Below are 21999 nucleotides of genomic sequence, written 5' to 3'. Positions count from 1 at the left end.
AGATAATAATAGATTAGGATAAAATCAATGCGCTTAACCACCCGTATATTACCTGCCAAAAAGAGTATCGCTTTAGTCGCTCACGACCACTTAAAAGATTCACTGCTTGAATGGTGCAAGAAAAATTATCATGAACTGACTCATCACCATTTATGTGGCACCGGCACTACCGGTACTTTAATTAAAAAAGAGACGGGACTTGAAATTACCCCTATGTTAAGTGGACCAATGGGCGGGGATCAACAAATAGGCGCTTTAATTGCAGAAGGTAAAATCGATATTCTTATCTTTTTTTGGGATCCGCTTAATGCAGTTCCGCATGACCCCGATGTTAAGGCGTTGCTTCGCCTGTCAACCGTCTGGAATATACCGGTGGCGACTAATCAAGCAACAGCTAACGCTTTAATACAATCATCTATTTTTGCTCAAGAGGTCGAAATAGAGATCCCGGACTATCAAGGTTATTTAGCGCAAAGAGTCAAATAGATGCCAATTCCTTCGCAAATCCGTAAAACCGGTCGAAAAATATTATTATTTGATAATTTATTTATCGTATTAGGATTTTATGTCGTTTTTCCGCTGGTTTCGACTCATTTTGTCAGTCAAGTTGGCTGGAGTGCATTATTTGTCGGTTTTGCTTTAGGATTTCGGCAATTTGTACAACAAGGCTTTGGTATTATTGGCGGTGCCATAGCCGATAGATTTGGCGCTAAGCCAATGATCGTCACCGGTATGTTTTTGCGTTCCATTGGTTTTATCTCTATGGCAGTTGCCAACGAACCATGGTTATTACTGCTATCGTGCTTGCTCTCGGCACTTGGCGGTTTATTGTTTGATCCGCCACGTATGGGATTAACCATTAAATTTACTCGACCGCATGAGCGTGGCAAGTTTATCTCTTTGCTAATGATACAAGATAATGCTGGTGCGGTGATTGGCGCATTAATCGGCGGTCTGCTGATCGATTATGATTTTCATCTGGTCTGTTGGTGCGGCGCATTTATCTTTTTCTTATGTGGCATTTTTAATGTTATCTATTTGCCGGCCTACCATATCGCGATTGGTAAAGCGCCCATTATCAATGGGATGAAAATGGTTGTCAAAGATCGCAAATTTACCCGTTATGTGTTGACCTTGACCGGTTATTATGTGCTTTGGGTGCAGATCATGTTGATGTTGCCTTTAACTATAACCAATGTGTCGGGCAGTCCTAGTTATGTCAAATGGATGTATGCCATTCAAGCTTGCATATCATTAGTGTTACTTTATCCATTGGCGCGATTAAGTGAGCGCTATTTTCGATTAGATCAAAGACTTAAATTTGGTCTGTTTCTGATGACTTTTGCCTTTATTATCATTGGCTTTACGCATCATTTATCTATCTTATTGTCTCTTATTGCACTATTTTATTTAGGGGCAATTATTGCTGAACCTGCGAGAGAAACACTATCAACAGTGTTAACCAATCCGAAAGCGAAAGGAAGCTATATGGGATTTAGCCGACTAGGCTTAGCTTTAGGCGGATTTATTGGCTATACCGGTGCCGGCTGGTTATATGATGTTGCGCAGGCGATAGGTTTCCCGCATCTTCCATGGATAGTCCTAACCTTTGTCGGCTTGCTGACTTTGGGTTATTTACAATATCTATTTAAAGATGAGCAACCTATGGTACGTATTAAGACCAGGAAGATTGGATAATCTCACCATTTTTAAATAGCATCGCATCGCCGGTATTTAATTTATGCCATGTTTCGTTCGAAGTTAATGGCAAAGTCGAAATGATAGTAACCACATCATCAGGTGTGGTATGTTTTTGAAAATCAATTTCCACATCTTCATCAATCAATTTTGCTTTACCAAATGGTGCTCGGCGAGTGATCCAATGTAAATTGGTTGAACAATACGCAAAAACATATTGTCCGTCAGACAGTAACATGTTAAATATCCCTAGCTTATTTAACTCATCAGCGCACTGTCTAATGTCATTAAAAAGTTTGATATCATCAGTCGGTTTTTCCGGATATTTTTTAAGTAATTGATTGATCAAATAGCAAAAAGCATACTCGCTATCGGTCATGCCTACCGGTTCAAATATACCTCTGTCTAAACTTTCATAATCGGTTAATTGACCATTGTGAGCAAATGTCCAGTTTTTCCCCCATAATTGTCGAGTAAAAGGGTGGGTGTTTTCTAACGCCACTCCACCCCGATTCGCTTGACGGATATGGGCGATAACTGCGGTGGATTTGATTGGGTAGTTTTGTACCATTTTAGCGATAGGCGAATAGCTACATGGCTCCGGATCTTTAAATGTCCGGCAGCCTTTTCCTTCATAAAAAGTGATGCCCCAACCATCTTTGTGGGGCCCTTTATCGCCACCACGTTTGATTAAACTGGTAAAGCTAAAACAGATATCGGTTGGTACATTGGCACTCATACCCAATAGTTCGCACATTTTAAGCCATCTCTTTTTCAATTAGCATTATAAGAATATGGATAACTTTGATATGGATTTCTTGTACTCGATCGGCATAGCCAAAGTGTGGTACACGAATATCGACATCAGCCAGTCCATTCATTTTTCCACCATCTTTACCGGTTAAGGTGATAATCTTCATGCCTTTTTGTTTTGCCGCTTCGATGGCTTTTAGTACATTTGTTGAATTACCGGAAGTTGAAATACCTAACAGCACATCGCCCTTTTGCCCAACACCTTCAACGTAACGAGAAAAGATATAATCGAAACCAAAATCGTTACCTACGCACGATATATGGCTAACATCAGATATGGCAATGGCTGGGTAGGCAGGGCGGTTATCACGATAACGGCCGGTTAATTCTTCAGCAAAGTGCATTGCATCACAATGAGAACCACCATTTCCGCACGATAAAACTTTTCCGCCTTGTTTAAAACTATCAGCAATTAAAATAGCGGCTTGCTGAATTTGTTCAAGATTTTTATTATCCGAAACAAAATTGGCTAACACGTCAATAGCTTGGTTTAACTCATCACGAATATTATCAATGTACATTAATATAACCTCATAAATAGAAATTCTATTTAGTATTGTAAATCGTTCAAAATAGCTTGCAAGCGATAAAAAATAAAATGTCTATCCTTGTCAAGAACTTTCAGAAATAACCTACGTTTAAGCATAATTTTTCTGAGAAAAATCCTAGAGTTAAACAGCTGTTATTTTTGCCTTACTCTTTTTCCAAAAATAAAATGATTTGATTGGTTAAATGTTATCGATCAATTTTCAAAAAATTATTTATTAAAACGTTGTTGTAGCGTTATATCCTAATAGGACAAGCCTTTAAATTGTGATAAAATAGCAAGATTATTTTCGCTTACCGTAATAGTTAAATAAGTGGTAATTAGATAATTGTGAGTTAAATAGCATTTAAAATTAATCTATAAGGAATTGATATGCAAACAGTAAAAGGTAAAGTTGCGGCACCCAAAGCTAAAGTAGCTATAATCGTCGCTCGTTTTAATCATTTTATTAATGACAGTTTAGTTAATGGCGCTGTTGATGCATTGACCCGTATCGGGCAAGTTGATGATAAAAATATTACTGTAATTTGGGTTCCGGGCGCTTATGAAATTCCACTTGCTGCTAAAGCCGCAGCACAATCAAAAAAATATGATGCTATTGTTGCTTTAGGCACAGTGATTCGTGGTAGTACTGCGCATTTTGATTTTGTTGCCGGTGAGTCAAGTTCTGGCTTATTAAGCGCCAGTTTAGATTTTTCAATTCCGGTAGGGTTTGGTATTTTAACAACTGAAAGTATAGAACAAGCTATTGAACGTGCAGGCACTAAAGCCGGTAATAAAGGCGCTGAAGCTGCTTTAACTGCACTGGAAATGCTAAATATTATTAAAGCAATTAAGGAGTAATTTAGTGGCGTTAGTGAATCCTCGTCGCCGTGCAAGAGAGTGTGCCGTTCAAGCAATTTACTCTTGGCAAATTTCACGCAATGATCTTGCTGATGTTGAAGCAAGTTTTATGGCTGAGCAAGATATGAAAGGCGTTGATGCCAAATATTTTAGAGAGTTACTTAGTGGTGTGGCTAAAAACACTGCTGAACTCGATGAAAAAATGTCACCTTATTTGACCGAACGTAGTGTTGATGAGTTAGGGCAAGTCGAGTTAGCCATTTTAAGAATTGCACTTTATGAATTAATGAAACGTCATGATGTGCCATATAAAGTTGTGATTAATGAAGCTATTGATCTAACCAAAACGTTTGGCGCTCAAGAGAGCCATAAATTTATTAATGGTGTTTTAGATAAAATTGCACCCACTATACGTACTCGCTAACTGAACAATATTGAGACAAATATGAACGATAATACTGAAAAAAATAAACCCACTGTTTACTATGCTAAAAAACAAGAGAATCCAAAACACTCTTTTGCGACTAAAGAGAAATCGAAAAATAGCCGAAATAAGCATAGGGAAGATTCTTTTCAGTCTAATTCAAGAAGCAAACGTGATTTTAATGATCGCATTGAAACGTTTCGACCTAATGTTAGTGGCAGAAAACCAGATAACAAAGCTCGATCCGATCAATCTCAATATGATTTAAATGATTCACCATGGCAAAAGAAAGTTCGTAATAATGAGCAGACTCCGACTTTTGGGTTTGATGAGTATCGTCAACGTAAAGAAGAGTCTTTAGTCTATAGTGAAAACAGTTGTAAAGCGGTGTTTAAACATCGTCGTTTAGCGATAGTCAAACTGTTTATTACTCAAGAGATGACTTATCAATTTAAAGATTTAATTAATTGGTTAGTCAAGCAGCGTTTGGGCTATGATGTTGTATCATCTGAGCAAATCACTAAAATTACCCAGACCCCTCATCACGGTGGTGTGTGCTTAATTGTAAAAAAACGTGTTCCACTTAGTTTAATTGACTATTTAGCTAAACAAAGTGATAAAACTCAAGATTGCCTTTTGGCTATTGATGATGTGAATAATCCTCATAACTTAGGTGGTTTGATTCGTAGTGCGGCTTTTTTTGATGTAAATGGTGTAATGTTACGTCAAACCAATTTACTCGATAGTGGTGCAGCTATGCGGGTTGCCGAAGGGGGTATTGAAGCGGTTGAATCAATCAAAAGTGATGATTTTATTGCTTCGTTAGATCTATTAAAACAACATGGCTATCAAGTTGTTGCGCTATTACCGTGTCAGGTTAAATCAATGGCATCAACTGAGCTACATAAAGCACATTTTAATCAAAAAGTTGCTTTGGTCATTTTCCAGCAAATTAATTTAAAATTAGTTAATTGTGCTGATGTAGTTGTTCATCTTAAAGGAAATGATAATATGCCTGCACTCAATATTTCAGTTGCTACAGGGATTGTATTATCGCATCTGCAAAATCAGTAGTGTTTATGTTGCAGATGAGTTGGATTAGCTTTTTTGTCATTTAATATTTCTAAATAGCATCATTTGAATAGAAAATGGTTATTTTTTCTGTACATTGGTAGCTAGTTATTCTGTTCTGGTAATCATTATGGTGTTGAAACATAAAGTTGGTTTAATTTTTGGTAAGTTTTATCCTTTACATTGTGGTCATATCTATCTGATTGAAAAAGCGATGAGTCAAGTTGATGAATTGCATATTATCCTTGGCTGCGAGGCTGAACGTGATAAACTCCTTTTTCAAAAAAGCCAATTACCAAAACAACCGCAAGTCTACGATCGCTTTTCTTGGTTACAAGAAACCTTCAAAGATCGTCACAATATTCATGTACATATTTTAGATGAAGCCGGTATTGAATCTTATCCCAATGGCTGGCGAGATTGGAGCGATCGTGTTAAACATATTTTAGCTGAGCACAAAATTGAACCTACCGTCGTGTTTACCAGTGAGCCGCAAGATGCTAAAAATCATGAACACTATTTTGGCTGTCCGGTTGTGATTGTCGATGCCGATCGTGATTTTGTTAATATTAGTGCGACAAAAATTCGTGAAAATCCTTATAAAAATTGGAATTTCATTGCAAAAGCCGCTAAACCTTTTTTCGTTAAAAAAGTCGCTATTATCGGACAAGGTAAATTTAACGATTTACCCCTTCAGCTTGCCAATATATACAATACTCAATATGTTTCTAATGGCTATATTAATTACATTCAACGCGAAATAACCACACCGCAACATCAGCGTTATTTAAGTGAAAATGATTATATGCGAATAGCTATGCTTCATGTTGAACGTGTGGCGAAAGCGGTCGAAACTGCCAATAAACTGGTCTTTACCTCGATTGATTTTGATAGTTTAGCGAAAAACTACTATCAGATTTTTAATAAACAAAGTGATGCGTTAAGAGATTTAAAAATCAATTGTCCTTTTGATTTAGTCATACATGAGTCAGATTTACCCGCAAATAGCTCACCTTTAGAGCATTTTGAAACGGTGACGAAAATGGTTGAGTCATTATTGATTTAGTTCATCACATTTATTAATGCTTATGCTAAAATACCCTAAATCTTTACGATAGGTGTATTTTTATGTCTCAATCTTCTGATAAACAAGATAATAATAATCAAGAGAAAATCGATTTCGGTTATACCCAAGTTTTAAAACAAGATAAAGTCAAACGTGTAGCAGAAGTTTTTCATTCGGTTGCAGATAAATATGATGTAATGAATGATTTGATGTCATTTGGGATTCATCGTATCTGGAAAAAAAACACCATTGAGTATAGCAGTGTCCGTAAAGGTCAAAAAGTTCTCGATCTCGCTGGTGGAACCGGTGACTTGACCGCTAAATTTGCCCAGTTAGTTGGTGATGATGGCTTAGTTGTGCTTGCCGATATCAATGAATCGATGTTAAAAGTTGGTCGTGATAAGTTACGTGATAAAGGCTTATTTAAAAACATTGAATATGTGCAAGCAAATGCTGAACAATTGCCGTTTGCCGATAACTATTTTGATTGTATTACTATTTCTTTTGGTTTACGAAATGTTACCGATAAAGAGAAAGCCTTGCGTTCGATGTGGCGAGTTCTAAAGCCGGGCGGACGATTATTAATTCTTGAGTTTTCCAAACCTCAATATCAAATCTTAAATAAAGCGTATGATTTGTATTCTTTTACCATGCTGCCATTAATGGGCAAATTGGTGGCCAATGATTCAGAAAGTTATCGCTATTTAGCTGAATCAATTAGAATGCATCCGGATCAAAAAACGTTGAAAAAGATGATGGAAGATGCCGGATTTGTTGATGTGAAATATCACAATATGACCGGTGGCATTGTCGCTTTACATATTGGCTTCAAATTTTAATACGATAAAACATCATGACATTTTTTCGACTTTATAAAATTCTGGCAATTTTTCGGGCTTATCGATTAGATCAGTTGTTGCCCGCTCATCAGTCATCCAAATGGCTGCGATTTTTATTGATCTGCTTATTTTGGGTCAGACCGAAAGCGAAACATCAACCAATTGGCGAACGCTTACGTCAAGCCCTTCACGAACTTGGTCCGGTTTGGATAAAGTTCGGGCAGATGATCTCGACAAGGCGTGACATATTACCTGAGCATATTGCTGATGCGCTGGCTAAGTTGCAAGATCAAGTCCCGCCTTTTGACGGGAAGATAGCGAAACAACTCATTGAGTCTGCTCTTGGTAAGCCGATTGATACCTATTTTTCCGATTTTGATGAAATTCCATTAGCTTCAGCGTCCATTGCGCAGGTACATACTGCGACATTAAAAAGTAGTCAAGCTGAAATAGTGATTAAGGTGTTGCGACCGAATATTTTGCCCGTGATTCAATCCGATATTCGATTGATGTATTGGGTGGCAAGACAGCTAACTAAACGCATCAAATTTGGTGAAAGGTTGCGAGCGGTTGAAATTGTTAATAATTATGAAGTAACGTTACTTAAAGAGCTCGATTTACAGCAAGAAGCTTATAATACTATTCGCCTGCGTGAAAACTTTATTAATAGCGATATTCTTTATATTCCTTACATCTATCAAGAGTTATCTCGTAAAACGATTTTAGTTGAACAGCGAGTTAGAGGCGTTGCGATAGCCAATATTGATGAGCTAAAACGCAATAACGTTAATATGAAATTACTCGCCGAGCGTGGTGTTCAAGCCTTTTTTACACAAGTATTTCGGGATAATTTTTTCCATGCAGATATGCACCCAGGTAATATATTTGTTGATATCACCGATCCGCAAAACCCTCGCTATATTGGTATTGATTGTGCCATTGTTGGCATTCTAACTGAAGAAGATCAGCGCTATTTAGCTGAAAATTTTCTGGCCTTTTTTAATCGTGATTATCGTAAGATTGCTGAAACTTATATCGCATCGGGCTGGGTACCGGAGACAACCGATCCCGCTGCACTTGAAATGGCGATGCGCAATGTGTGCGAACCGGCTTTTGCAAAACCACTGGTGGAGATTTCGTTCTCACAAATATTATTGGATTTATTTCAAGTTGCCCGTCAGTTTGAAATGGACATTCAGCCGCAATTAACGTTGCTGGAAAAAACGTTATTTTATATCGAAGGATTAGGTCGTCAGTTATATCCTGAATTGGATTTGTGGCAAACAGCCAAACCTTTTTTAGAAAAATGGTATGAAGATAAATACAGTGCCAAAAAGATCTTACAACAAGCTTGGGCTTCACTGCCGGAATGGCGGGCAATTTTACCCAATTTACCGGCAAAATTGAATGATCAATCACGAATCACAAAGCAGATTAATCAACAATTAGTCAGCATCAATCAACAATTACAACGCAATAAGAAAAGCCAACGTTATTTATATTGTATCATTGCTGTTGTGAGTACTTTATGTGTTGCATTATTGATACTTCGCTAATATGGTCACTTTAGAATCTTATTATTTAAGTGTATAATTTATTTATTTAACCCCTTTGGAGATAGTCATTATTATGCTAAGTATGCCCAAACTCCTTATAATTATTGCCGTTATTGTATTATTGTTTGGAACGAAAAAACTACGCTCTTTAGGATCAGATCTTGGCGCATCGATTAAAGGTTTTAAAAAAGCCATGAATGATGATGACGAACAAGATAGCAAAAAAGAGGCAAGTGACAGTTCAGCAAAAGTTGAAGATCTGACTTCAACTGATGATGACAATAATAAAAAAGAGTAACTTATGTTTGACATAAGCTTTGGTCAATTATTATTAGTACTCATTATTGGACTGGTTGTGCTTGGGCCTGAGCGCTTACCTGTGGCAATTAAAACCGTCGCTGGTTGGATTAAAGTTATGCGCCGCATGTCTGCAACCGTGCAATTAGAGTTAAGCAAAGAGCTGAAACTACAAGAGTTACAAGACAGCTTAAAAAAAGCTGAGCAAAGTGGTTTAAAAACCCTTACCCCTGAAATTCAAGAATCAATTGATGAATTAAAACGGGTGACCGAATCATTACAAAAAGAGATTGATTCGGCTACCCATATAGATATTGAACACTCAGACAAAGATAAATCATGACAGACGACGCAACTCAACCTTTAATTGGACATCTTGTTGAACTCAGGACACGGCTACTACGTTGCATAATCTGTATTTTAATCGTGCTGGCTTGCTTACTCTATTTTTCGAATGATATTTACCATATTGTTGCTAATCCTTTGATAAGACAATTGCCTACCGGCAGTAGTATGATTGCAACTGACATTGCAGCGCCTTTTTTTACCCCAATAAAGTTAACTGCGGTTGTGGCAATATTTGTCTCGATTCCGTATGTGCTTTATCAAGTTTGGGGATTTATTGCCCCGGCACTTTATCAGCATGAAAAACGCTTAGTCATGCCACTGATTATTTCAAGTACGATTCTATTTTATATCGGTATTGCTTTTGCTTATTTTATGGTCTTTCCATTGGCATTTTACTTTTTTATTCATACCGCACCAATGGATGTGGCAATTAATACCGATATTACCAAATATCTTGATTTTGTCATGACGCTTTTTGTTGTATTCGGATTTGCATTTGAAGTACCGGTAGCCATTATTTTACTTTGTTGGACAGGGGTGACAAATCCCCAAAGCCTACGAAAAAAACGCCCCTATATCATTGTTGGGGTTTTTGCTGTTGCGATGTTTGTTACACCACCGGATGTATTTTCACAAATCTTATTAGCAATACCAATTTGCTTATTATTTGAAATCGGTACTTTTTTTGCACGATTTTACCAACCACGTAAAAATAGCCAACTTGACAATGAAAGCCAACAAGATTTAAATGAAAATCAATAAATAGTTAAGTTATAGCTTAAATGACTAGTAAAGGATAACTCATCATAATGAAAACATCATTACCAGACTTTAATTTTGCCAATATTCTTGTTGTTGGTGACATTATGCTAGATCGCTACTGGTATGGCGGCACTAATCGTATTTCACCTGAAGCGCCGGTTCCGGTTGTGAAAATTGATGCGCTCGAAGAGCGCCCGGGTGGCGCTGCGAATGTGGCGATGAATATCACAGCGCTTGGCGGTCATGTGCGGCTCATTGGCTTAACAGGTATTGATGAGCCAGCTAAAATCCTTGATGAACAATTAACCCAATACCATGTGCAATGTGACTTTGTCTCGGTTTCAACGCATCCAACGATTACTAAATTAAGAGTGCTTTCTCGCAATCAACAGCTTATCCGAATTGATTTTGAAGAGGGCTTTGATAATGTTGATCCTTCGCCAATGCTCGAACGTATTAAAACTGCACTCGCCAGCCATAATGTATTGGTGCTGTCAGATTATGCCAAAGGAGCATTATCTTCTGTTCAAGCTATGATTCAACTGGCTAATCAAGCTAATGTGCCTATTTTAGTTGATCCTAAAGGTACAGATTTTGAACGTTATCGAGGCGCCACACTACTTACGCCAAATATGTCGGAGTTTGAAGCGGTGGTGGGAACTTGCCATAATGAAGAGCAGATCATCGAAAAAGGCTATGAGCTAATTAAGCGATTTGATCTCAAAGCATTACTGGTCACCCGTAGCGAAAAAGGCATGACGCTACTCCAGTTAGATAAGCCGGTTTATCACTTACCGACTCATGCCAAAGAAGTCTTTGATGTGACCGGAGCAGGCGATACCGTGATTGCTACATTAGCTACAGCGTTAGCCGCAGGCCAATCTTTAGAAGAAAGCTGCTTTTTAGCCAATGCCGCCGCAGGTGTGGTTGTGGGTAAACTAGGAACTTCAACCGTTTCTCAAATTGAGTTAGAAAATGCCATTCGAGCCCGTAAAAATAATGGTTTTGGGGTGATGACTGAAGATGAGTTAAAAGAAGAAGTCCGAAAAGCAAGGTTACGTGGCGAAAAAATTGTGATGACCAATGGTTGTTTTGATATCTTGCATGCAGGCCATGTCTCTTATCTTGCTAATGCCAGAAAACTTGGCGATCGCTTAGTAGTTGCTGTAAATAGTGATGAATCAGTAAAACAGCTCAAGGGTGAATCCCGACCAATTAATCCGTTAAGGCAACGTATGATTGTATTAGGCGCACTTGAATCAGTAGATTGGGTTGTGCCATTTGTTGAACAAACGCCACAGCGACTCATCAGCAATATTTTACCTGATGTTTTGGTCAAAGGTGGCGACTATAAGCCGGAAGATATCGCTGGCGGTAAAGAGGTCATTGAAGCAGGTGGAACGGTAGAAGTTTTAAACTTTGAAGATGGTTGCTCCACCACAAATATTATCAATGCCATAAAAAATCAATAAACCATTCTTAGGGAAAAATTGGCGACCAACAGGTGGCCATTTTTTTGTTTACAATGTCAATTCTCACCACTTTAGCTATCTGTTGTATTAACAACATGATGTACAAATCGTTTAGCTAAACATCTATCCAGTTTTTTAGATTAACAACAGTCAGTGGCGCTTCGGTTGTTTAATTAAATAATTATTTATTTATTTTGATAATCAATAGATAATAACTATTGTTAAATTTTAGAATAAATGCTTTTTTTATTGCCCACTTTGTGCAAAGCTATTAACCATATTGAATCAGTAAGCTTAAAGGATAGATAATGACCAAACATTATGATTATATTGCTATCGGTGGCGGTAGTGGCGGTATTGCATCGGTTAACCGTGCAGCGTTATATGGCAAAAAATGTGCAATTATTGAAGCAAAATCATTGGGCGGAACGTGTGTTAATGTAGGCTGTGTTCCGAAAAAAATTATGTGGTATGGCGCGCAAATTGCCGAAGCAATCAATCATTATGGTCCCGACTATGGTTTTGATACCACTATTAATCAATTTAGTTGGGATAAATTATTAGCAAGCCGTAACGCTTATATCGATCGTGTACACCAATCGTATGACCGTGTGCTAACCAATAATAACGTAGATGTGATTTATGGCTATGCAAAATTTGTTGACTCACACACAATTGAGGTTAACGGTGAACAATACAGCGCCGATCATATTCTTATTGCGGTCGGTGGAAAGCCAACCATTCCGGACATCCCCGGCGCTGAATATGGTATCACGTCAGATGGATTTTTTGCCTTAAAAGCCTTACCTAAACGTGTGGCCGTGGTTGGGGCGGGTTATATTGCTTGTGAAATTGCCAGCGTTTTACATTCGCTAGGTGCGCAGACGCATCAATTTGTTCGTCAGGCAACACCTTTACGCAGTTTTGATCCACTGATTATTGAAACTTTAATGGAAGTGATTGCCGCTGAAGGTCAACATTTACATACCTTTGCTATTCCAAAACAAGTGACTAAAAATAGTGATGATTCATTAACCCTAACATTGGAAAACGGTGAAAGTTATACTGTTGATTGCTTGATTTGGGCAATTGGTCGTCAGTCAGCCACTGGTGATATGAATCTAGAAGCTGCCGGTGTTGATGTTGATGATAATGGCTTTGTTATCGTCGATAAGTACCAAAATACTAATGTTGCAGGCATTTACTCGGTTGGTGATGATACCGGTGCCACCGCATTAACTCCTGTTGCCGTCGCTGCCGGGCGTCGCTTGTCGGAACGACTTTTTAATAATAAAAAACATGAATATCTCGATTACACTAATATTCCAACCGTGGTATTTACTCATCCGGCTATAGGTACTGTTGGATTGACTGAACCGCAAGCTATTATTCAATACGGTCAAGAGAATGTAAAAGTTTATAAATCCACTTTTACCGCTATGTATACCGCTGTCACTGCACATCGTCAACCTTGCCGAATGAAGCTGGTTTGTGTGGGTAAAGATGAAAAAATTGTCGGTATTCATGGTATCGGTTATGGCATGGATGAGATATTACAAGGCTTTGCTGTCGCACTTAAAATGGGCGCAACTAAAAAAGACTTTGATAATACTGTGGCAATTCATCCAACTGCTGCTGAAGAGTTTGTCACTATGCGTTAATAAAATTAATGACTGCAAACTATAAAATAAAAAGCAGGCTAATGCCTGCTTTTTTGTACTTCTTACTTATCGATTATTAGACTCACTTCGCCAGCCTTGTTTGGCTAATGGATAAAAGCCTACAGCGACGGCGATTAATGCCACAAATGAGATATAAATTCCCGCACCAAGATAACTATATTGACCCAGTAAATGATCCGGACTTAATAGATAAATGGTTAACGTTGGCGTAATTGCACTAAACAAGGCATAGGCTAAATTATAAGAAAATGACAGTCCCGAATAGCGGATAGCGGGTGGGAAAGTTCTGGTGCCAATAATTGGTGTCATTGCGATAGAACCAATAAATAATCCAAATATTGCCCAAATTGAATATAATTTGCAGAGCGAAATGTCAGGCGATAGACTGCTATAAAAATAGATACTAACAATCGCAAGGCCACCCCAAGAAAGGATAACGGTTTTAGTAGTTCCGAGCTTATCTTCTAACCAACCCGAAATAATACAGCCAATGGTTAAGGTTAATGCTGCAATACAACCACCGATTCGCCAATCAAGGTTGGCAAAGTGGTACATCCCCCCGACAATACGCCCCGGGGTAATTAAAATGCCGACCATAATGGCTGTTGATAATGACCAAGTTAAAAGCGCCACAATCATGCAAGCGGTTTTATGTTTTTTCAAAACGGTCACAACTGGAATATTTTTTTCAATAGCTTTACGGGCAGCCAATTCTTTAAAAATTGGCGTTTCAGATAAAAATCGGCGCAAATAAACTGAAATAACACCAAAAATCCCCCCGACGATAAAGGGAATACGCCAAGCATAATCTAAGATATTTTGGTTGGTAAAACAGAGATCAATAATAATTGTCACAATAAAACCAAGCAAGATACCGCCAGTTATGCCGGATGTTAAGGTGCCAACGCCAAATCCGTAACGTTGTTTTGGCACATGCTCTGCAATAAATACCCAAGCACCGGGCATTTCCCCGCCAATGGCTGCACCTTGTAGCATACGCATTATCAACAGGAGTAGTGGCGCCATAATTCCAATAGTTTCATAAGTGGGTAATATACCTATAATAAAAGTCGGTAAAGCCATCATGGCTACACTTAGCGTGAACATTTTTTTACGTCCGACTTTATCGCCAAAGTGCGCCATGATAATTCCGCCAACCGGACGAACTAAATAACCAGCGGCAAAAATTCCCCAAGCAAAAAGATCCAAGGTTAAAGGTGATAATGTATGGGGGAGGAAAAGCGGTTTGACAATAGTGTCAATATAAAGCGCGTAAATAACAAAATCGTAAAACTCTAACGTTCCACCTAACGATGAGAGCACTAATGTTTTCAAATCCTTGCAATTTAATGGCCGAGCAACGGGTTGCCATTCGGCGTTGATTTCAGATTGACTCATGAACACAACCTTATTGTTATTGTTAAATAAAGATAACCAAATAATTCATCTTTTTTGACGAAATCCTAAATCGAGACAACATTCTGCCATAAAAATTTGTCCTTTTTTTCATCATAAAAAAATTTCATGAATGAGACAAAACCGGTTATTTGATTTATAATTCTTGGAAAAATTTGGAAAAATTCAGCTTGTTTATAGAAATTTATGTAAGGAAAACTATCTATGTCAACCCCACAATCAAGGCGCTGTAGCTGGGTATCTAATGATCCTTTGTATATCGATTATCATGATAACGAATGGGGAATTGCTCAATATGATAGCCTTAAATTATTCGAAAAACTTTGTTTAGAAGGGCAACAAGCTGGATTATCATGGATTACAGTGCTAAAGAAACGAGAAGAGTACCGTCGCTGTTTTTTTGATTTTAAGCCTGAAAAAATTATTCAATTAACGGCAGAAAATATCGAAGCTTTATTGCAAAACAAAGGCTTAATACGCAATCGTTTAAAACTCAACGGAATAGTAAAAAATGCGCATGCCTATTTAAATATGCAAAATAACGGTGAAGATTTTTCAACATTTATCTGGTCATTTGTCGAGGGAAAACCGATTATTAATCATTTTAACGATATGAGTGAAGTGCCTATTACTACCGATATTTCTGACAGCATGTCAAAAGCTTTAAAAAAGCGAGGTTTTACTTTTGTTGGTTCGACTATCTGTTATGCTTTTATGCAATCAATGGGATTAGTTAACGATCATTTTCAATATTGTGATAAAAAATAAAGGAAAAAATGACTATGCTCATTAAATTGATCAAGATTTGTTTTATTTTAATCTTTACCTATTTTGTTATTGCCAATATTGTTATTTATTTGTATGCCAATAAAAAACCGGTATCAAATGCGGATACTTTAGTGGTGCTCGGCTCTCAAGTTATAGGCAAGCCGGCTGTTGCGCATCCTACATTAGCTGTAAGATTGGATGTTGCGTATGATTACTTAAAAGATAATCCCCAAACCAAAGTGGTTGTTTGTGGCGGGCAAGGAAGGGATGAGTCGGCAACCGAAGCTAGCGTTATGGCACAATATTTAATCGATAAAGGTATCGAACCTAGTCGAATTTATCAAGAAGATAAATCAATCCGAACAGCACAACAATTTATCTATGCAAATCATGTATTACCTTTAGGTAATACGGTTGTGGTAACCAATGATTTTCATCTGTTGCGTTCAATTATGTTAGCCAAACGTTCAGGTATTAGTCAGGTATCAGGTCTATCAGCGCCATTAGCTTGGGATAATATCGATAAATATTATGCATTGATTCGTGAGCCACTTGCACTGGCAAACTCCTGGCTATTTGATCACCCAAGCGATGATATGAAAAACGAGCAATAATTTTAAATCAAAACCTTTAATCAATCGCGGTAAAGCCATTAGTAGCTAATGTTTTTACCGTGCTTCCATGCTATTATTAATCATCAAATTTTAAATTGTTATAGATAAATATGAAATCCGATACAATTGTTGCACAAGCAACGCCACCGGGTCGAGGTGGTGTTGGAATTTTGCGTATTTCCGGGCCTCAAGCTCAAACAGTTGCGCATGCGGTATTAGGAAAATTACCAAAACCTCGTTATGCTGAGTATCTTCCCTTTTTAGCGTCTGATAATACAACGTTAGATGAGGGGATCGCATTATATTTCCCTAATCCTCACTCTTTCACCGGTGAAGATGTGCTTGAATTACAAGGGCATGGTGGGCCGGTAATTTTAGATCTGCTACTTAAACGAGTGCTTGAGATTCCTAATGTGCGAATTGCAAGGCCGGGTGAGTTTTCAGAGCGTGCTTTTTTAAATGATAAATTAGATTTAGCCCAAGCTGAAGCCATTGCCGACTTAATTGACGCCAGTTCTGAACAGGCTGCAAAATCAGCTATATCATCCCTACAGGGGGTATTTTCTAAAAAAGTTAATGCGCTAGTTGAATCATTGATTCACCTAAGAATCTTTACGGAAGCTGCTATTGACTTTCCTGAAGAAGAGATCGACTTTTTGTCGGACGGCAAAATAGAAGCGCAACTTAATGAAGTGATTGCTCGCTTAAACGAAGTTCGTCAAGAGGCTAAACAAGGCTCACTGTTACGAGAAGGCATGAAAGTGGTGATAGCCGGGCGCCCTAATGCCGGTAAATCAAGTTTACTTAATGCACTTGCCGGGCGTGAAGCTGCAATTGTGACCGATATTGCCGGTACGACTCGTGATGTGTTACGTGAACATATTCATATTGACGGTATGCCTCTACACATCATAGATACTGCCGGATTGCGTGAAGCCAGTGACGAAGTGGAAAGAATCGGTATTGAACGAGCATGGCATGAAATAGAGCAAGCCGATCGAGTCTTATTTATGGTAGATAGCACAACGACCAATGAAACTAATCCGGAAAAATTGTGGCCAGAATTTATCGAGCGTCTGCCAAAAAATATGCCTGTAACTGTGATTCGTAATAAAGCTGACTTAACCGGCGAGGCGTTAGGTTACAGTGAAATAGATGGCTACTCGCTAATTCAACTTTCAGCCCGTACCGGTGACGGTATTGCGCTACTGCGTGATCATCTTAAACAAGCTATGGGCTTTAATGCGAGCACTGAAGGTGGCTTTTTAGCGCGCCGCCGCCATTTACAAGCACTGGAAAAAGCCGCTCAGCACTTAAGCAATGGGCATTATCAATTAATGACTTTTCATGCCGGTGAATTACTCGCTGAGGAGTTAAGACTTGCGCAAGAAGCTTTAAGTGAAATTACCGGAGAGTTTACTTCTGATGATTTGCTTGGGCGCATATTTAGCTCATTTTGCATTGGTAAATAGAAGATGTAATTCAACTGTTAAGCTAAGCTAAATAACAGCTTATTTATCGTTTTATCATAGTAAGTTGGTAGTTTGGTTTTAGGCTGTTTTAGCGTAATATATAAAAACTTTTTCATTTTTAGCATAGCGTTTTGTTAAATAGCTAATCTATGCGCTCAGCGGGTTAATTATTTACAAAACCATGTTATTTCCAATAAAACAGAGGGTTAATTATGAAATTAATAGTCGATAATATGAGTTGTCAGCACTGTGTTAATGCTATCACTAAGGCGATTAACGATATCGATCCAAAGGCTAAAGTGACGGTTGATTTAGCTAAACATGAAGTTGATATCGACGGCGGAAACATTTCGCAAGAAGCCGCTATTGCTGCGATTAATGAAGCCGGTTATGAATTTGTTGGTATTGCCTACTAGTTTTAATGATTTCAATTATGACGGTTTCGGGCAAAATTTCAGTTAAATAAAAAACAGTGTTAATTTGTCCGAAACCTCAGTTATCAATCGATCACCACCATTGGTAAAAGTGGTGCGTTGGTCCAATACCTTTTCCGATACTTAAATCATCAGCATGGCTAATGGCGCCATATAAATAATCTTTCGCTTGTTTGACTGCCTGCGCTAAACTGCGCTGAGGTAATAACGCAGCAATTGCCGCAGATAAGGTGCAACCTGTGCCATGGGTATTTTTGGTTTGAATTCTTGGTGAAGACATAGTGATAATTTCATCATGTGTGATCAAGTAATCCGGGCTTTCATGCCCCGGCAAGTGTCCGCCTTTCATTAGCACAGCTTGACAGCCTAATTTAAGCAGCGCTTGCCCCTGTTTTAGCATATCATTTTCGTTGCTAGCTTCGTCACAATCTAACAAGGCAGCTGCTTCCGGCAAGTTTGGGGTGATAACAGTTGCCAGTGGCAATAATTTTTCACGAATTGCAGTCACAGCGTCGGATTTTAATAAGCGGTGCCCACCTTTGGCAACCATAACGGTGTCTAGCACAATGTTATTTATAGGGTTATTTTTTAATAAATGATAGACCGTCGACACTATCTCTTTGTTCATCAACATACCGATTTTAACACTGTCGATGTTGATATCCTGATATAACGTATTAAACTGCGCTTCAACAAATTGTGGCGATATAGCCAGCACGTCATCAACGCCTTGAGTGCTTTGCGCAGTGAGAGCAGTAATTACCGACATCCCATAAGCGCCTAATGCTGAAAATGTTTTTAAATCAGCTTGAATACCGGCACCACCACTTGGGTCGGAGCCGGCGATGGTTAAGGCGATTGTTGTCATAATATTTTTTCCTGTCGAGCTTGTTGTATTTTATTAATCAGCGATGCGGTTGCCTGTGCGACATTTTTTTGTCCACAAATGGCGGAAACCACGGCAACGCCGTCAATACCTGTTTGAATAACTTGGCTAATATTATTGATATCAATGCCACCAATGGCTACAGCAGGGCATTTTTTCAGTTTTACTTGTTGAGTCAGCTGCTCAATTCCCATAGCTGTTGCCGCATCTTTTTTGGTTGATGTTGGAAAGATTGGGCCAATTCCCAAATAATCGACTTGTTGCCAGTCAACCGCATTAAGTTGCTCTTGATTGGAAACTGAGAACCCTAACCATTTATCCTTACCGATTAAACGGCGAGTAACATCGACAGGCAGATCACTTTGCCCAATATGGACTCCATCTGCGTCAATAGCGAGTGCAATATCAATATGGTCATTAATAAATAGTGGGACAGGGGTGTCGGCTAGTGCGGTTTTCAGTGCTAAGGCGGCATGATACCACGCTTTACCTGTTAGCGCTTGCTCAGATCTTAACTGCACAGCAGTCACGCCATTAGCAACAGCAATTTGGGTCGTGTTTACCATACCATTAATACCACCACACAATAAGGGATCGAGAACTAAATATAAGTCCAAATTCAATTGTTTTTTCATCAGATTTCCTTATCCATGGTGTGAATTAAACAGTGAAAGCTTATCGATAATTGATACGGCATAACTGCCTAAGCCATGGTGTTTGTTAGCTTGTTCACCCGCTTTTTTCATCATCAAACAGGCCGAAGCACAAGCTAATAACGTATCGTCTGAGCTAGCGATAAAGGCCGCCACCATTGCCGACAGTGAGCAACCGGTTCCGGTTACTTTCGTCAATGCAATATCACCGCCTTCAATGCGGTATGTGATTTGACCGTTAGTCACATAATCAATATCACCGGTCATTGCAACAATGGTTTGATACTTTTGTGCTAACTGCTTTGCCGCTTCAAGCGCCTGTTCGGTTGAATCTTGGCTATCAGGCCCGTTTGAGCAAGATTGCTCACCGCTTAATGCCAAAATTTCTGATGCATTACCGCGAATGGCAGTGGGCTGAAATGCCAATAATTGATGAGCTATTGCGGTGCGATAAGGCAATGCTGGACCAACAGCGACCGGATCGAGCACCCATGGTGTTTGACTTTGTTGTGCTTGCTTTGCAGCAAGCAGCATGCTTTGCGCAATATTATCCTCAATTGTTCCAATATTAACCAATAAACTGCTGGCAACGCTAACAAAATCGACAACTTCTTGCTTGGCAACAATCATTGCAGGTGATGCGCCAATAGCCAGTAATACATTGGCAGTAAAATTTTGAACTACATCATTTGTTATACAATGGACGAGGGGATGTTGTTGTTTAACGTTATTAATAAAGGGGGTGGCTTGGGCTAAATCAAACATTTTGGCTTGTGACATATTCATTCCTTATCATCTATTTATTGGGAAGAATTTGCCAGATTAAGCGCAATGTGGCTCAGACTTCCCTACGCTGGTATGATCCAGATCAGGTTCAACGGGTAAACTCTCAGTTTTTTGCAAAAGGCAAAAAACACCCCGAGTCAAATTTTTTAGTTATTATGAACTTACTATCGGTTTTAAACAAGCTATTGTAATAATCTTTCGATATCTGTTATCACTTTTCTTTCCGGTAGGAAGATTATTAAATGATCGCCATCTTCAATAGTTAAATCCGTGTTGACGATAATGACATCTTCACCACGAACAACAGCCCCAATGGTTGCGCCGGACGGTAATTTTAGTCCGTTGATATTTTTGCCGACCAGTTTCGAGCTCTCATTGGTGCCATTAGCCACCACTTCGACAATTTCCGATTCGCCTTGTCGAAGTGAAATCACTTTTACAACGCCGGTTTGTCTTACATGGCTCAGTAGCTCTGAAATCGTTGCGTGTTGTGGGGAGATAGCAATATCAATCACACTATCATTAATCAATTCCAAATAAGCCTGTTTTTGGATTAACACAATAACTTTTTTGGCGCCCATTCTTTTGGCCAGCATTGAAGACATAATATTTGATTCATCATCGCTGGTTACAGCAATAAACAGATCGGTTAATTCGACTTGTTCTTGCGATAAAAGCTCTTGGTCGGACGATTCACCATGTAAAACGGTGGTATTAATTAACTGTTCAGCAATAAATTCTGCCCGTTCCGCATCCCGCTCAATCAACTTGACTTGATAGTCGTTCTCTAACCGCTTAGCTAAGGCAACCGCAACCCCGCCACCACCGCTAATTATAATTCGCTTGTAAGGTTTCTCTAACCGTTGTAGCTCGCTGGTTACCGCTTTAATATTCACCGGAGGCGTAATAAAGTAGACCATATCACCGGCTTCAATAAGTGTAGAGCCTAATGGACGAATAAAGCGATTTTGGCGATAAATCGCCACCACTCGAGCTTCAACATGCGGGAGATGCTCTTTGAGTTCGGACAGTTCACTACCGACTAAAGCGCCACCATAATATGCAGTAACAGCAACTAGACAGACCCGATTATCATAAAACGAGGCAAACTGTAGAGCGCCGGGATATTGAATTAATTGACTGATATGATTTGTGATTAAATTTTCTGGTGCAATAATGTGATCGATATTAATACAATCTTTATTGAAAAAAGGGTATCGTTCATCATTGTATTCCGGCGCACGAATACGGGCGACTTTTTGCGGAATGTTAAACATGACATGACCAATCTGACAAGCCATCATATTAACTTCGTCAGAATTGGTAACCGCAACGAGCATATCAGCTGATTCAGCACCAGCGCTTTCCAACACTTGTGGATAAGAAGATTTTCCTACAATGACTTGTAAATCAAAACGCTCTTGCAAAGATTGCAATTTTTCGTGATCTTCATCAACCACAGTGACATCGTTTTGTTTATCGGTTACCAGATACTCTGCCAGCGCACTGCCGGTTTGTCCTGCACCAAGAATTATAATCTTCATTGTTAACC

The 21999-nt window shown here is 38.8% G+C and carries 22 protein-coding genes, 2 pseudogenes and 1 riboswitch; of the genes and pseudogenes, 17 read left to right on the top strand and 7 right to left on the bottom strand.

The features are described 5' to 3' along the window. Positions 1 to 27 precede the first annotated feature (27 nt). Together J3U42_RS03200 and mdtH are read left to right on the top strand one after the other, a co-directional pair. Positions 28 to 486 (top strand): methylglyoxal synthase, encoded by a 459-nt coding sequence (locus tag J3U42_RS03200; protein WP_220219011.1) that lies wholly within the window; start codon positions 28 to 30, stop codon positions 484 to 486. Beyond that, the gene (gene mdtH, locus J3U42_RS03195; protein ID WP_267328620.1) at positions 487 to 1698 is read left to right on the top strand and encodes a multidrug efflux MFS transporter MdtH; all 1212 of its coding nucleotides are present in this window, start codon (positions 487 to 489) and stop codon (positions 1696 to 1698) included. Here mdtH and J3U42_RS03190 read toward each other — a convergent pair. After that, entirely contained in the window at positions 1676 to 2455 is a 780-nt protein-coding gene (locus J3U42_RS03190) for a class II glutamine amidotransferase (protein ID WP_267328619.1), read from the bottom strand. The two genes, mdtH and J3U42_RS03190, sit on opposite strands and share 23 nt — an antisense overlap. Before the next feature lies 1 nt (position 2456). Next, a complete protein-coding gene (gene lpcA, locus J3U42_RS03185) occupies positions 2457 to 3032 on the bottom strand; it encodes a D-sedoheptulose 7-phosphate isomerase (RefSeq protein ID WP_220219014.1) in 576 nt (191 codons plus the stop codon). Between the two features lie 398 nt (positions 3033 to 3430). On the opposite strand from lpcA, the gene ribE reads away from it, so the two are divergent. The 11 genes and pseudogenes from ribE (at position 3431) to gorA (ending at position 13397) form a co-directional block, all read left to right on the top strand. Continuing rightward, complete coding sequence (ribE, locus tag J3U42_RS03180; RefSeq protein ID WP_294832750.1) at positions 3431 to 3901, top strand: 6,7-dimethyl-8-ribityllumazine synthase; 471 nt, start codon at positions 3431 to 3433, stop codon at positions 3899 to 3901. A gap of 13 nt (positions 3902 to 3914) precedes the next feature. Beyond that, on the top strand, positions 3915 to 4325 hold the full coding sequence (nusB, locus tag J3U42_RS03175) for a transcription antitermination factor NusB (protein WP_366518656.1): 411 nt from the start codon (positions 3915 to 3917) through the stop codon (positions 4323 to 4325). A gap of 21 nt (positions 4326 to 4346) precedes the next feature. After that, a complete protein-coding gene (locus J3U42_RS03170; protein ID WP_220219016.1) occupies positions 4347 to 5399 on the top strand; it encodes a TrmH family RNA methyltransferase in 1053 nt (350 codons plus the stop codon). Between the two features lie 127 nt (positions 5400 to 5526). Then, positions 5527 to 6462, top strand: coding sequence for a multifunctional transcriptional regulator/nicotinamide-nucleotide adenylyltransferase/ribosylnicotinamide kinase NadR (gene nadR / locus J3U42_RS03165; RefSeq protein ID WP_267335495.1), 936 nt, complete (start codon positions 5527 to 5529; stop codon positions 6460 to 6462). 62 nt (positions 6463 to 6524) lie between these two features. Next, on the top strand, positions 6525 to 7301 hold the full coding sequence (gene ubiE / locus J3U42_RS03160) for a bifunctional demethylmenaquinone methyltransferase/2-methoxy-6-polyprenyl-1,4-benzoquinol methylase UbiE (RefSeq protein ID WP_220219018.1): 777 nt from the start codon (positions 6525 to 6527) through the stop codon (positions 7299 to 7301). A 14-nt stretch (positions 7302 to 7315) separates the two neighbouring features. After that, positions 7316 to 8827 (top strand): annotated as a pseudogene (gene ubiB / locus J3U42_RS03155) (ubiquinone biosynthesis regulatory protein kinase UbiB); the annotation flags it as partial. Positions 8828 to 8930: 103 nt separating this feature from the next. Beyond that, the gene (tatA, locus tag J3U42_RS03150) at positions 8931 to 9155 is read left to right on the top strand and encodes a twin-arginine translocase TatA/TatE family subunit (RefSeq protein ID WP_370634036.1); all 225 of its coding nucleotides are present in this window, start codon (positions 8931 to 8933) and stop codon (positions 9153 to 9155) included. A 3-nt stretch (positions 9156 to 9158) separates the two neighbouring features. After that, a pseudogene (gene tatB, locus J3U42_RS03145) lies at positions 9159 to 9479 on the top strand (Sec-independent protein translocase protein TatB); the annotation flags it as partial. 14 nt (positions 9480 to 9493) lie between these two features. Next, positions 9494 to 10264: a twin-arginine translocase subunit TatC gene (tatC, locus tag J3U42_RS03140; protein ID WP_267335490.1), complete on the top strand. Its 771-nt coding sequence runs from the start codon at positions 9494 to 9496 to the stop codon at positions 10262 to 10264. 47 nt (positions 10265 to 10311) lie between these two features. Next, positions 10312 to 11736 (top strand): bifunctional D-glycero-beta-D-manno-heptose-7-phosphate kinase/D-glycero-beta-D-manno-heptose 1-phosphate adenylyltransferase HldE, encoded by a 1425-nt coding sequence (hldE, locus tag J3U42_RS03135; RefSeq protein WP_267335488.1) that lies wholly within the window; start codon positions 10312 to 10314, stop codon positions 11734 to 11736. A gap of 308 nt (positions 11737 to 12044) precedes the next feature. Further along, positions 12045 to 13397 (top strand): glutathione-disulfide reductase, encoded by a 1353-nt coding sequence (gene gorA, locus J3U42_RS03130; protein WP_267335487.1) that lies wholly within the window; start codon positions 12045 to 12047, stop codon positions 13395 to 13397. Positions 13398 to 13463: 66 nt separating this feature from the next. Here the strand turns inward: gorA and J3U42_RS03125 are convergent, their stop codons facing one another. Beyond that, on the bottom strand, positions 13464 to 14816 hold the full coding sequence (locus J3U42_RS03125; protein ID WP_267335485.1) for an MFS transporter: 1353 nt from the start codon (positions 14814 to 14816) through the stop codon (positions 13464 to 13466). A gap of 222 nt (positions 14817 to 15038) precedes the next feature. Between J3U42_RS03125 and J3U42_RS03120 the strand changes: the two genes are divergently transcribed. The 4 genes from J3U42_RS03120 (at position 15039) to J3U42_RS03105 (ending at position 18104) form a co-directional block, all read left to right on the top strand. Continuing rightward, positions 15039 to 15602: a DNA-3-methyladenine glycosylase I gene (locus J3U42_RS03120; protein ID WP_267328609.1), complete on the top strand. Its 564-nt coding sequence runs from the start codon at positions 15039 to 15041 to the stop codon at positions 15600 to 15602. A gap of 8 nt (positions 15603 to 15610) precedes the next feature. Then, positions 15611 to 16216: a YdcF family protein gene (locus tag J3U42_RS03115; RefSeq protein ID WP_267335483.1), complete on the top strand. Its 606-nt coding sequence runs from the start codon at positions 15611 to 15613 to the stop codon at positions 16214 to 16216. A gap of 110 nt (positions 16217 to 16326) precedes the next feature. Further along, the gene (gene mnmE, locus J3U42_RS03110) at positions 16327 to 17688 is read left to right on the top strand and encodes a tRNA uridine-5-carboxymethylaminomethyl(34) synthesis GTPase MnmE (protein ID WP_267335481.1); all 1362 of its coding nucleotides are present in this window, start codon (positions 16327 to 16329) and stop codon (positions 17686 to 17688) included. A 212-nt stretch (positions 17689 to 17900) separates the two neighbouring features. Then, positions 17901 to 18104 carry a heavy-metal-associated domain-containing protein gene (locus tag J3U42_RS03105; protein ID WP_267335479.1) on the top strand — a complete coding sequence of 68 codons (204 nt, stop codon included), beginning with the start codon at positions 17901 to 17903 and terminating at the stop codon, positions 18102 to 18104. 91 nt (positions 18105 to 18195) lie between these two features. Here the strand turns inward: J3U42_RS03105 and thiD are convergent, their stop codons facing one another. The 4 genes from thiD to trkA all read right to left on the bottom strand — a co-directional run bounded on the left by thiD (position 18196) and on the right by trkA (position 21991). Then, positions 18196 to 18990, bottom strand: coding sequence for a bifunctional hydroxymethylpyrimidine kinase/phosphomethylpyrimidine kinase (thiD, locus tag J3U42_RS03100; RefSeq protein ID WP_220219029.1), 795 nt, complete (start codon positions 18988 to 18990; stop codon positions 18196 to 18198). Further along, complete coding sequence (gene thiE, locus J3U42_RS03095; protein WP_220219030.1) at positions 18987 to 19643, bottom strand: thiamine phosphate synthase; 657 nt, start codon at positions 19641 to 19643, stop codon at positions 18987 to 18989. Before thiE ends, thiD begins: the two co-directional genes overlap by 4 nt. A 9-nt stretch (positions 19644 to 19652) precedes the next feature. After that, positions 19653 to 20441 carry a hydroxyethylthiazole kinase gene (gene thiM, locus J3U42_RS03090; protein ID WP_267335476.1) on the bottom strand — a complete coding sequence of 263 codons (789 nt, stop codon included), beginning with the start codon at positions 20439 to 20441 and terminating at the stop codon, positions 19653 to 19655. A gap of 48 nt (positions 20442 to 20489) precedes the next feature. Beyond that, a riboswitch (TPP riboswitch) is annotated at positions 20490 to 20592 on the bottom strand. Positions 20593 to 20629: 37 nt separating this feature from the next. Continuing rightward, positions 20630 to 21991 carry a Trk system potassium transporter TrkA gene (trkA, locus tag J3U42_RS03085; RefSeq protein ID WP_267335474.1) on the bottom strand — a complete coding sequence of 454 codons (1362 nt, stop codon included), beginning with the start codon at positions 21989 to 21991 and terminating at the stop codon, positions 20630 to 20632. Positions 21992 to 21999: the final 8 nt, after the last annotated feature.

The organism is Gilliamella sp. B2923 (assembly GCF_026536565.1).
Lineage (GTDB): Bacteria > Pseudomonadota > Gammaproteobacteria > Enterobacterales > Orbaceae > Gilliamella.
Note: the sequence above shows the minus strand (reverse complement) of the source record. Positions and strands in the feature narration are given on the sequence as shown.

What these genes read in the sequence shown, in the direction of transcription:
- J3U42_RS03170 (WP_220219016.1), top strand. Translation starts at nt 4,347, where the DNA reads ATGAACGATAATACTGAAAAAAATAAACCCACTGTTTACTATGCTAAA.
- ubiE (WP_220219018.1), top strand. Translation starts at nt 6,525, where the DNA reads ATGTCTCAATCTTCTGATAAACAAGATAATAATAATCAAGAGAAAATC.
- J3U42_RS03200 (WP_220219011.1), top strand. Translation starts at nt 28, where the DNA reads ATGCGCTTAACCACCCGTATATTACCTGCCAAAAAGAGTATCGCTTTA.
- J3U42_RS03105 (WP_267335479.1), top strand. Translation starts at nt 17,901, where the DNA reads ATGAAATTAATAGTCGATAATATGAGTTGTCAGCACTGTGTTAATGCT.
- gorA (WP_267335487.1), top strand. Translation starts at nt 12,045, where the DNA reads ATGACCAAACATTATGATTATATTGCTATCGGTGGCGGTAGTGGCGGT.
- tatC (WP_267335490.1), top strand. Translation starts at nt 9,494, where the DNA reads ATGACAGACGACGCAACTCAACCTTTAATTGGACATCTTGTTGAACTC.
- J3U42_RS03125 (WP_267335485.1), bottom strand. Translation starts at nt 14,816, where the DNA reads ATGAGTCAATCTGAAATCAACGCCGAATGGCAACCCGTTGCTCGGCCA.
- J3U42_RS03120 (WP_267328609.1), top strand. Translation starts at nt 15,039, where the DNA reads ATGTCAACCCCACAATCAAGGCGCTGTAGCTGGGTATCTAATGATCCT.
- lpcA (WP_220219014.1), bottom strand. Translation starts at nt 3,032, where the DNA reads ATGTACATTGATAATATTCGTGATGAGTTAAACCAAGCTATTGACGTG.
- thiM (WP_267335476.1), bottom strand. Translation starts at nt 20,441, where the DNA reads ATGTCACAAGCCAAAATGTTTGATTTAGCCCAAGCCACCCCCTTTATT.
- tatA (WP_370634036.1), top strand. Translation starts at nt 8,931, where the DNA reads ATGCTAAGTATGCCCAAACTCCTTATAATTATTGCCGTTATTGTATTA.
- thiD (WP_220219029.1), bottom strand. Translation starts at nt 18,990, where the DNA reads ATGACAACAATCGCCTTAACCATCGCCGGCTCCGACCCAAGTGGTGGT.
- mnmE (WP_267335481.1), top strand. Translation starts at nt 16,327, where the DNA reads ATGAAATCCGATACAATTGTTGCACAAGCAACGCCACCGGGTCGAGGT.
- mdtH (WP_267328620.1), top strand. Translation starts at nt 487, where the DNA reads ATGCCAATTCCTTCGCAAATCCGTAAAACCGGTCGAAAAATATTATTA.
- trkA (WP_267335474.1), bottom strand. Translation starts at nt 21,991, where the DNA reads ATGAAGATTATAATTCTTGGTGCAGGACAAACCGGCAGTGCGCTGGCA.
- J3U42_RS03115 (WP_267335483.1), top strand. Translation starts at nt 15,611, where the DNA reads ATGACTATGCTCATTAAATTGATCAAGATTTGTTTTATTTTAATCTTT.
- thiE (WP_220219030.1), bottom strand. Translation starts at nt 19,643, where the DNA reads ATGAAAAAACAATTGAATTTGGACTTATATTTAGTTCTCGATCCCTTA.
- ribE (WP_294832750.1), top strand. Translation starts at nt 3,431, where the DNA reads ATGCAAACAGTAAAAGGTAAAGTTGCGGCACCCAAAGCTAAAGTAGCT.
- nadR (WP_267335495.1), top strand. Translation starts at nt 5,527, where the DNA reads ATGGTGTTGAAACATAAAGTTGGTTTAATTTTTGGTAAGTTTTATCCT.
- J3U42_RS03190 (WP_267328619.1), bottom strand. Translation starts at nt 2,455, where the DNA reads ATGTGCGAACTATTGGGTATGAGTGCCAATGTACCAACCGATATCTGT.
- hldE (WP_267335488.1), top strand. Translation starts at nt 10,312, where the DNA reads ATGAAAACATCATTACCAGACTTTAATTTTGCCAATATTCTTGTTGTT.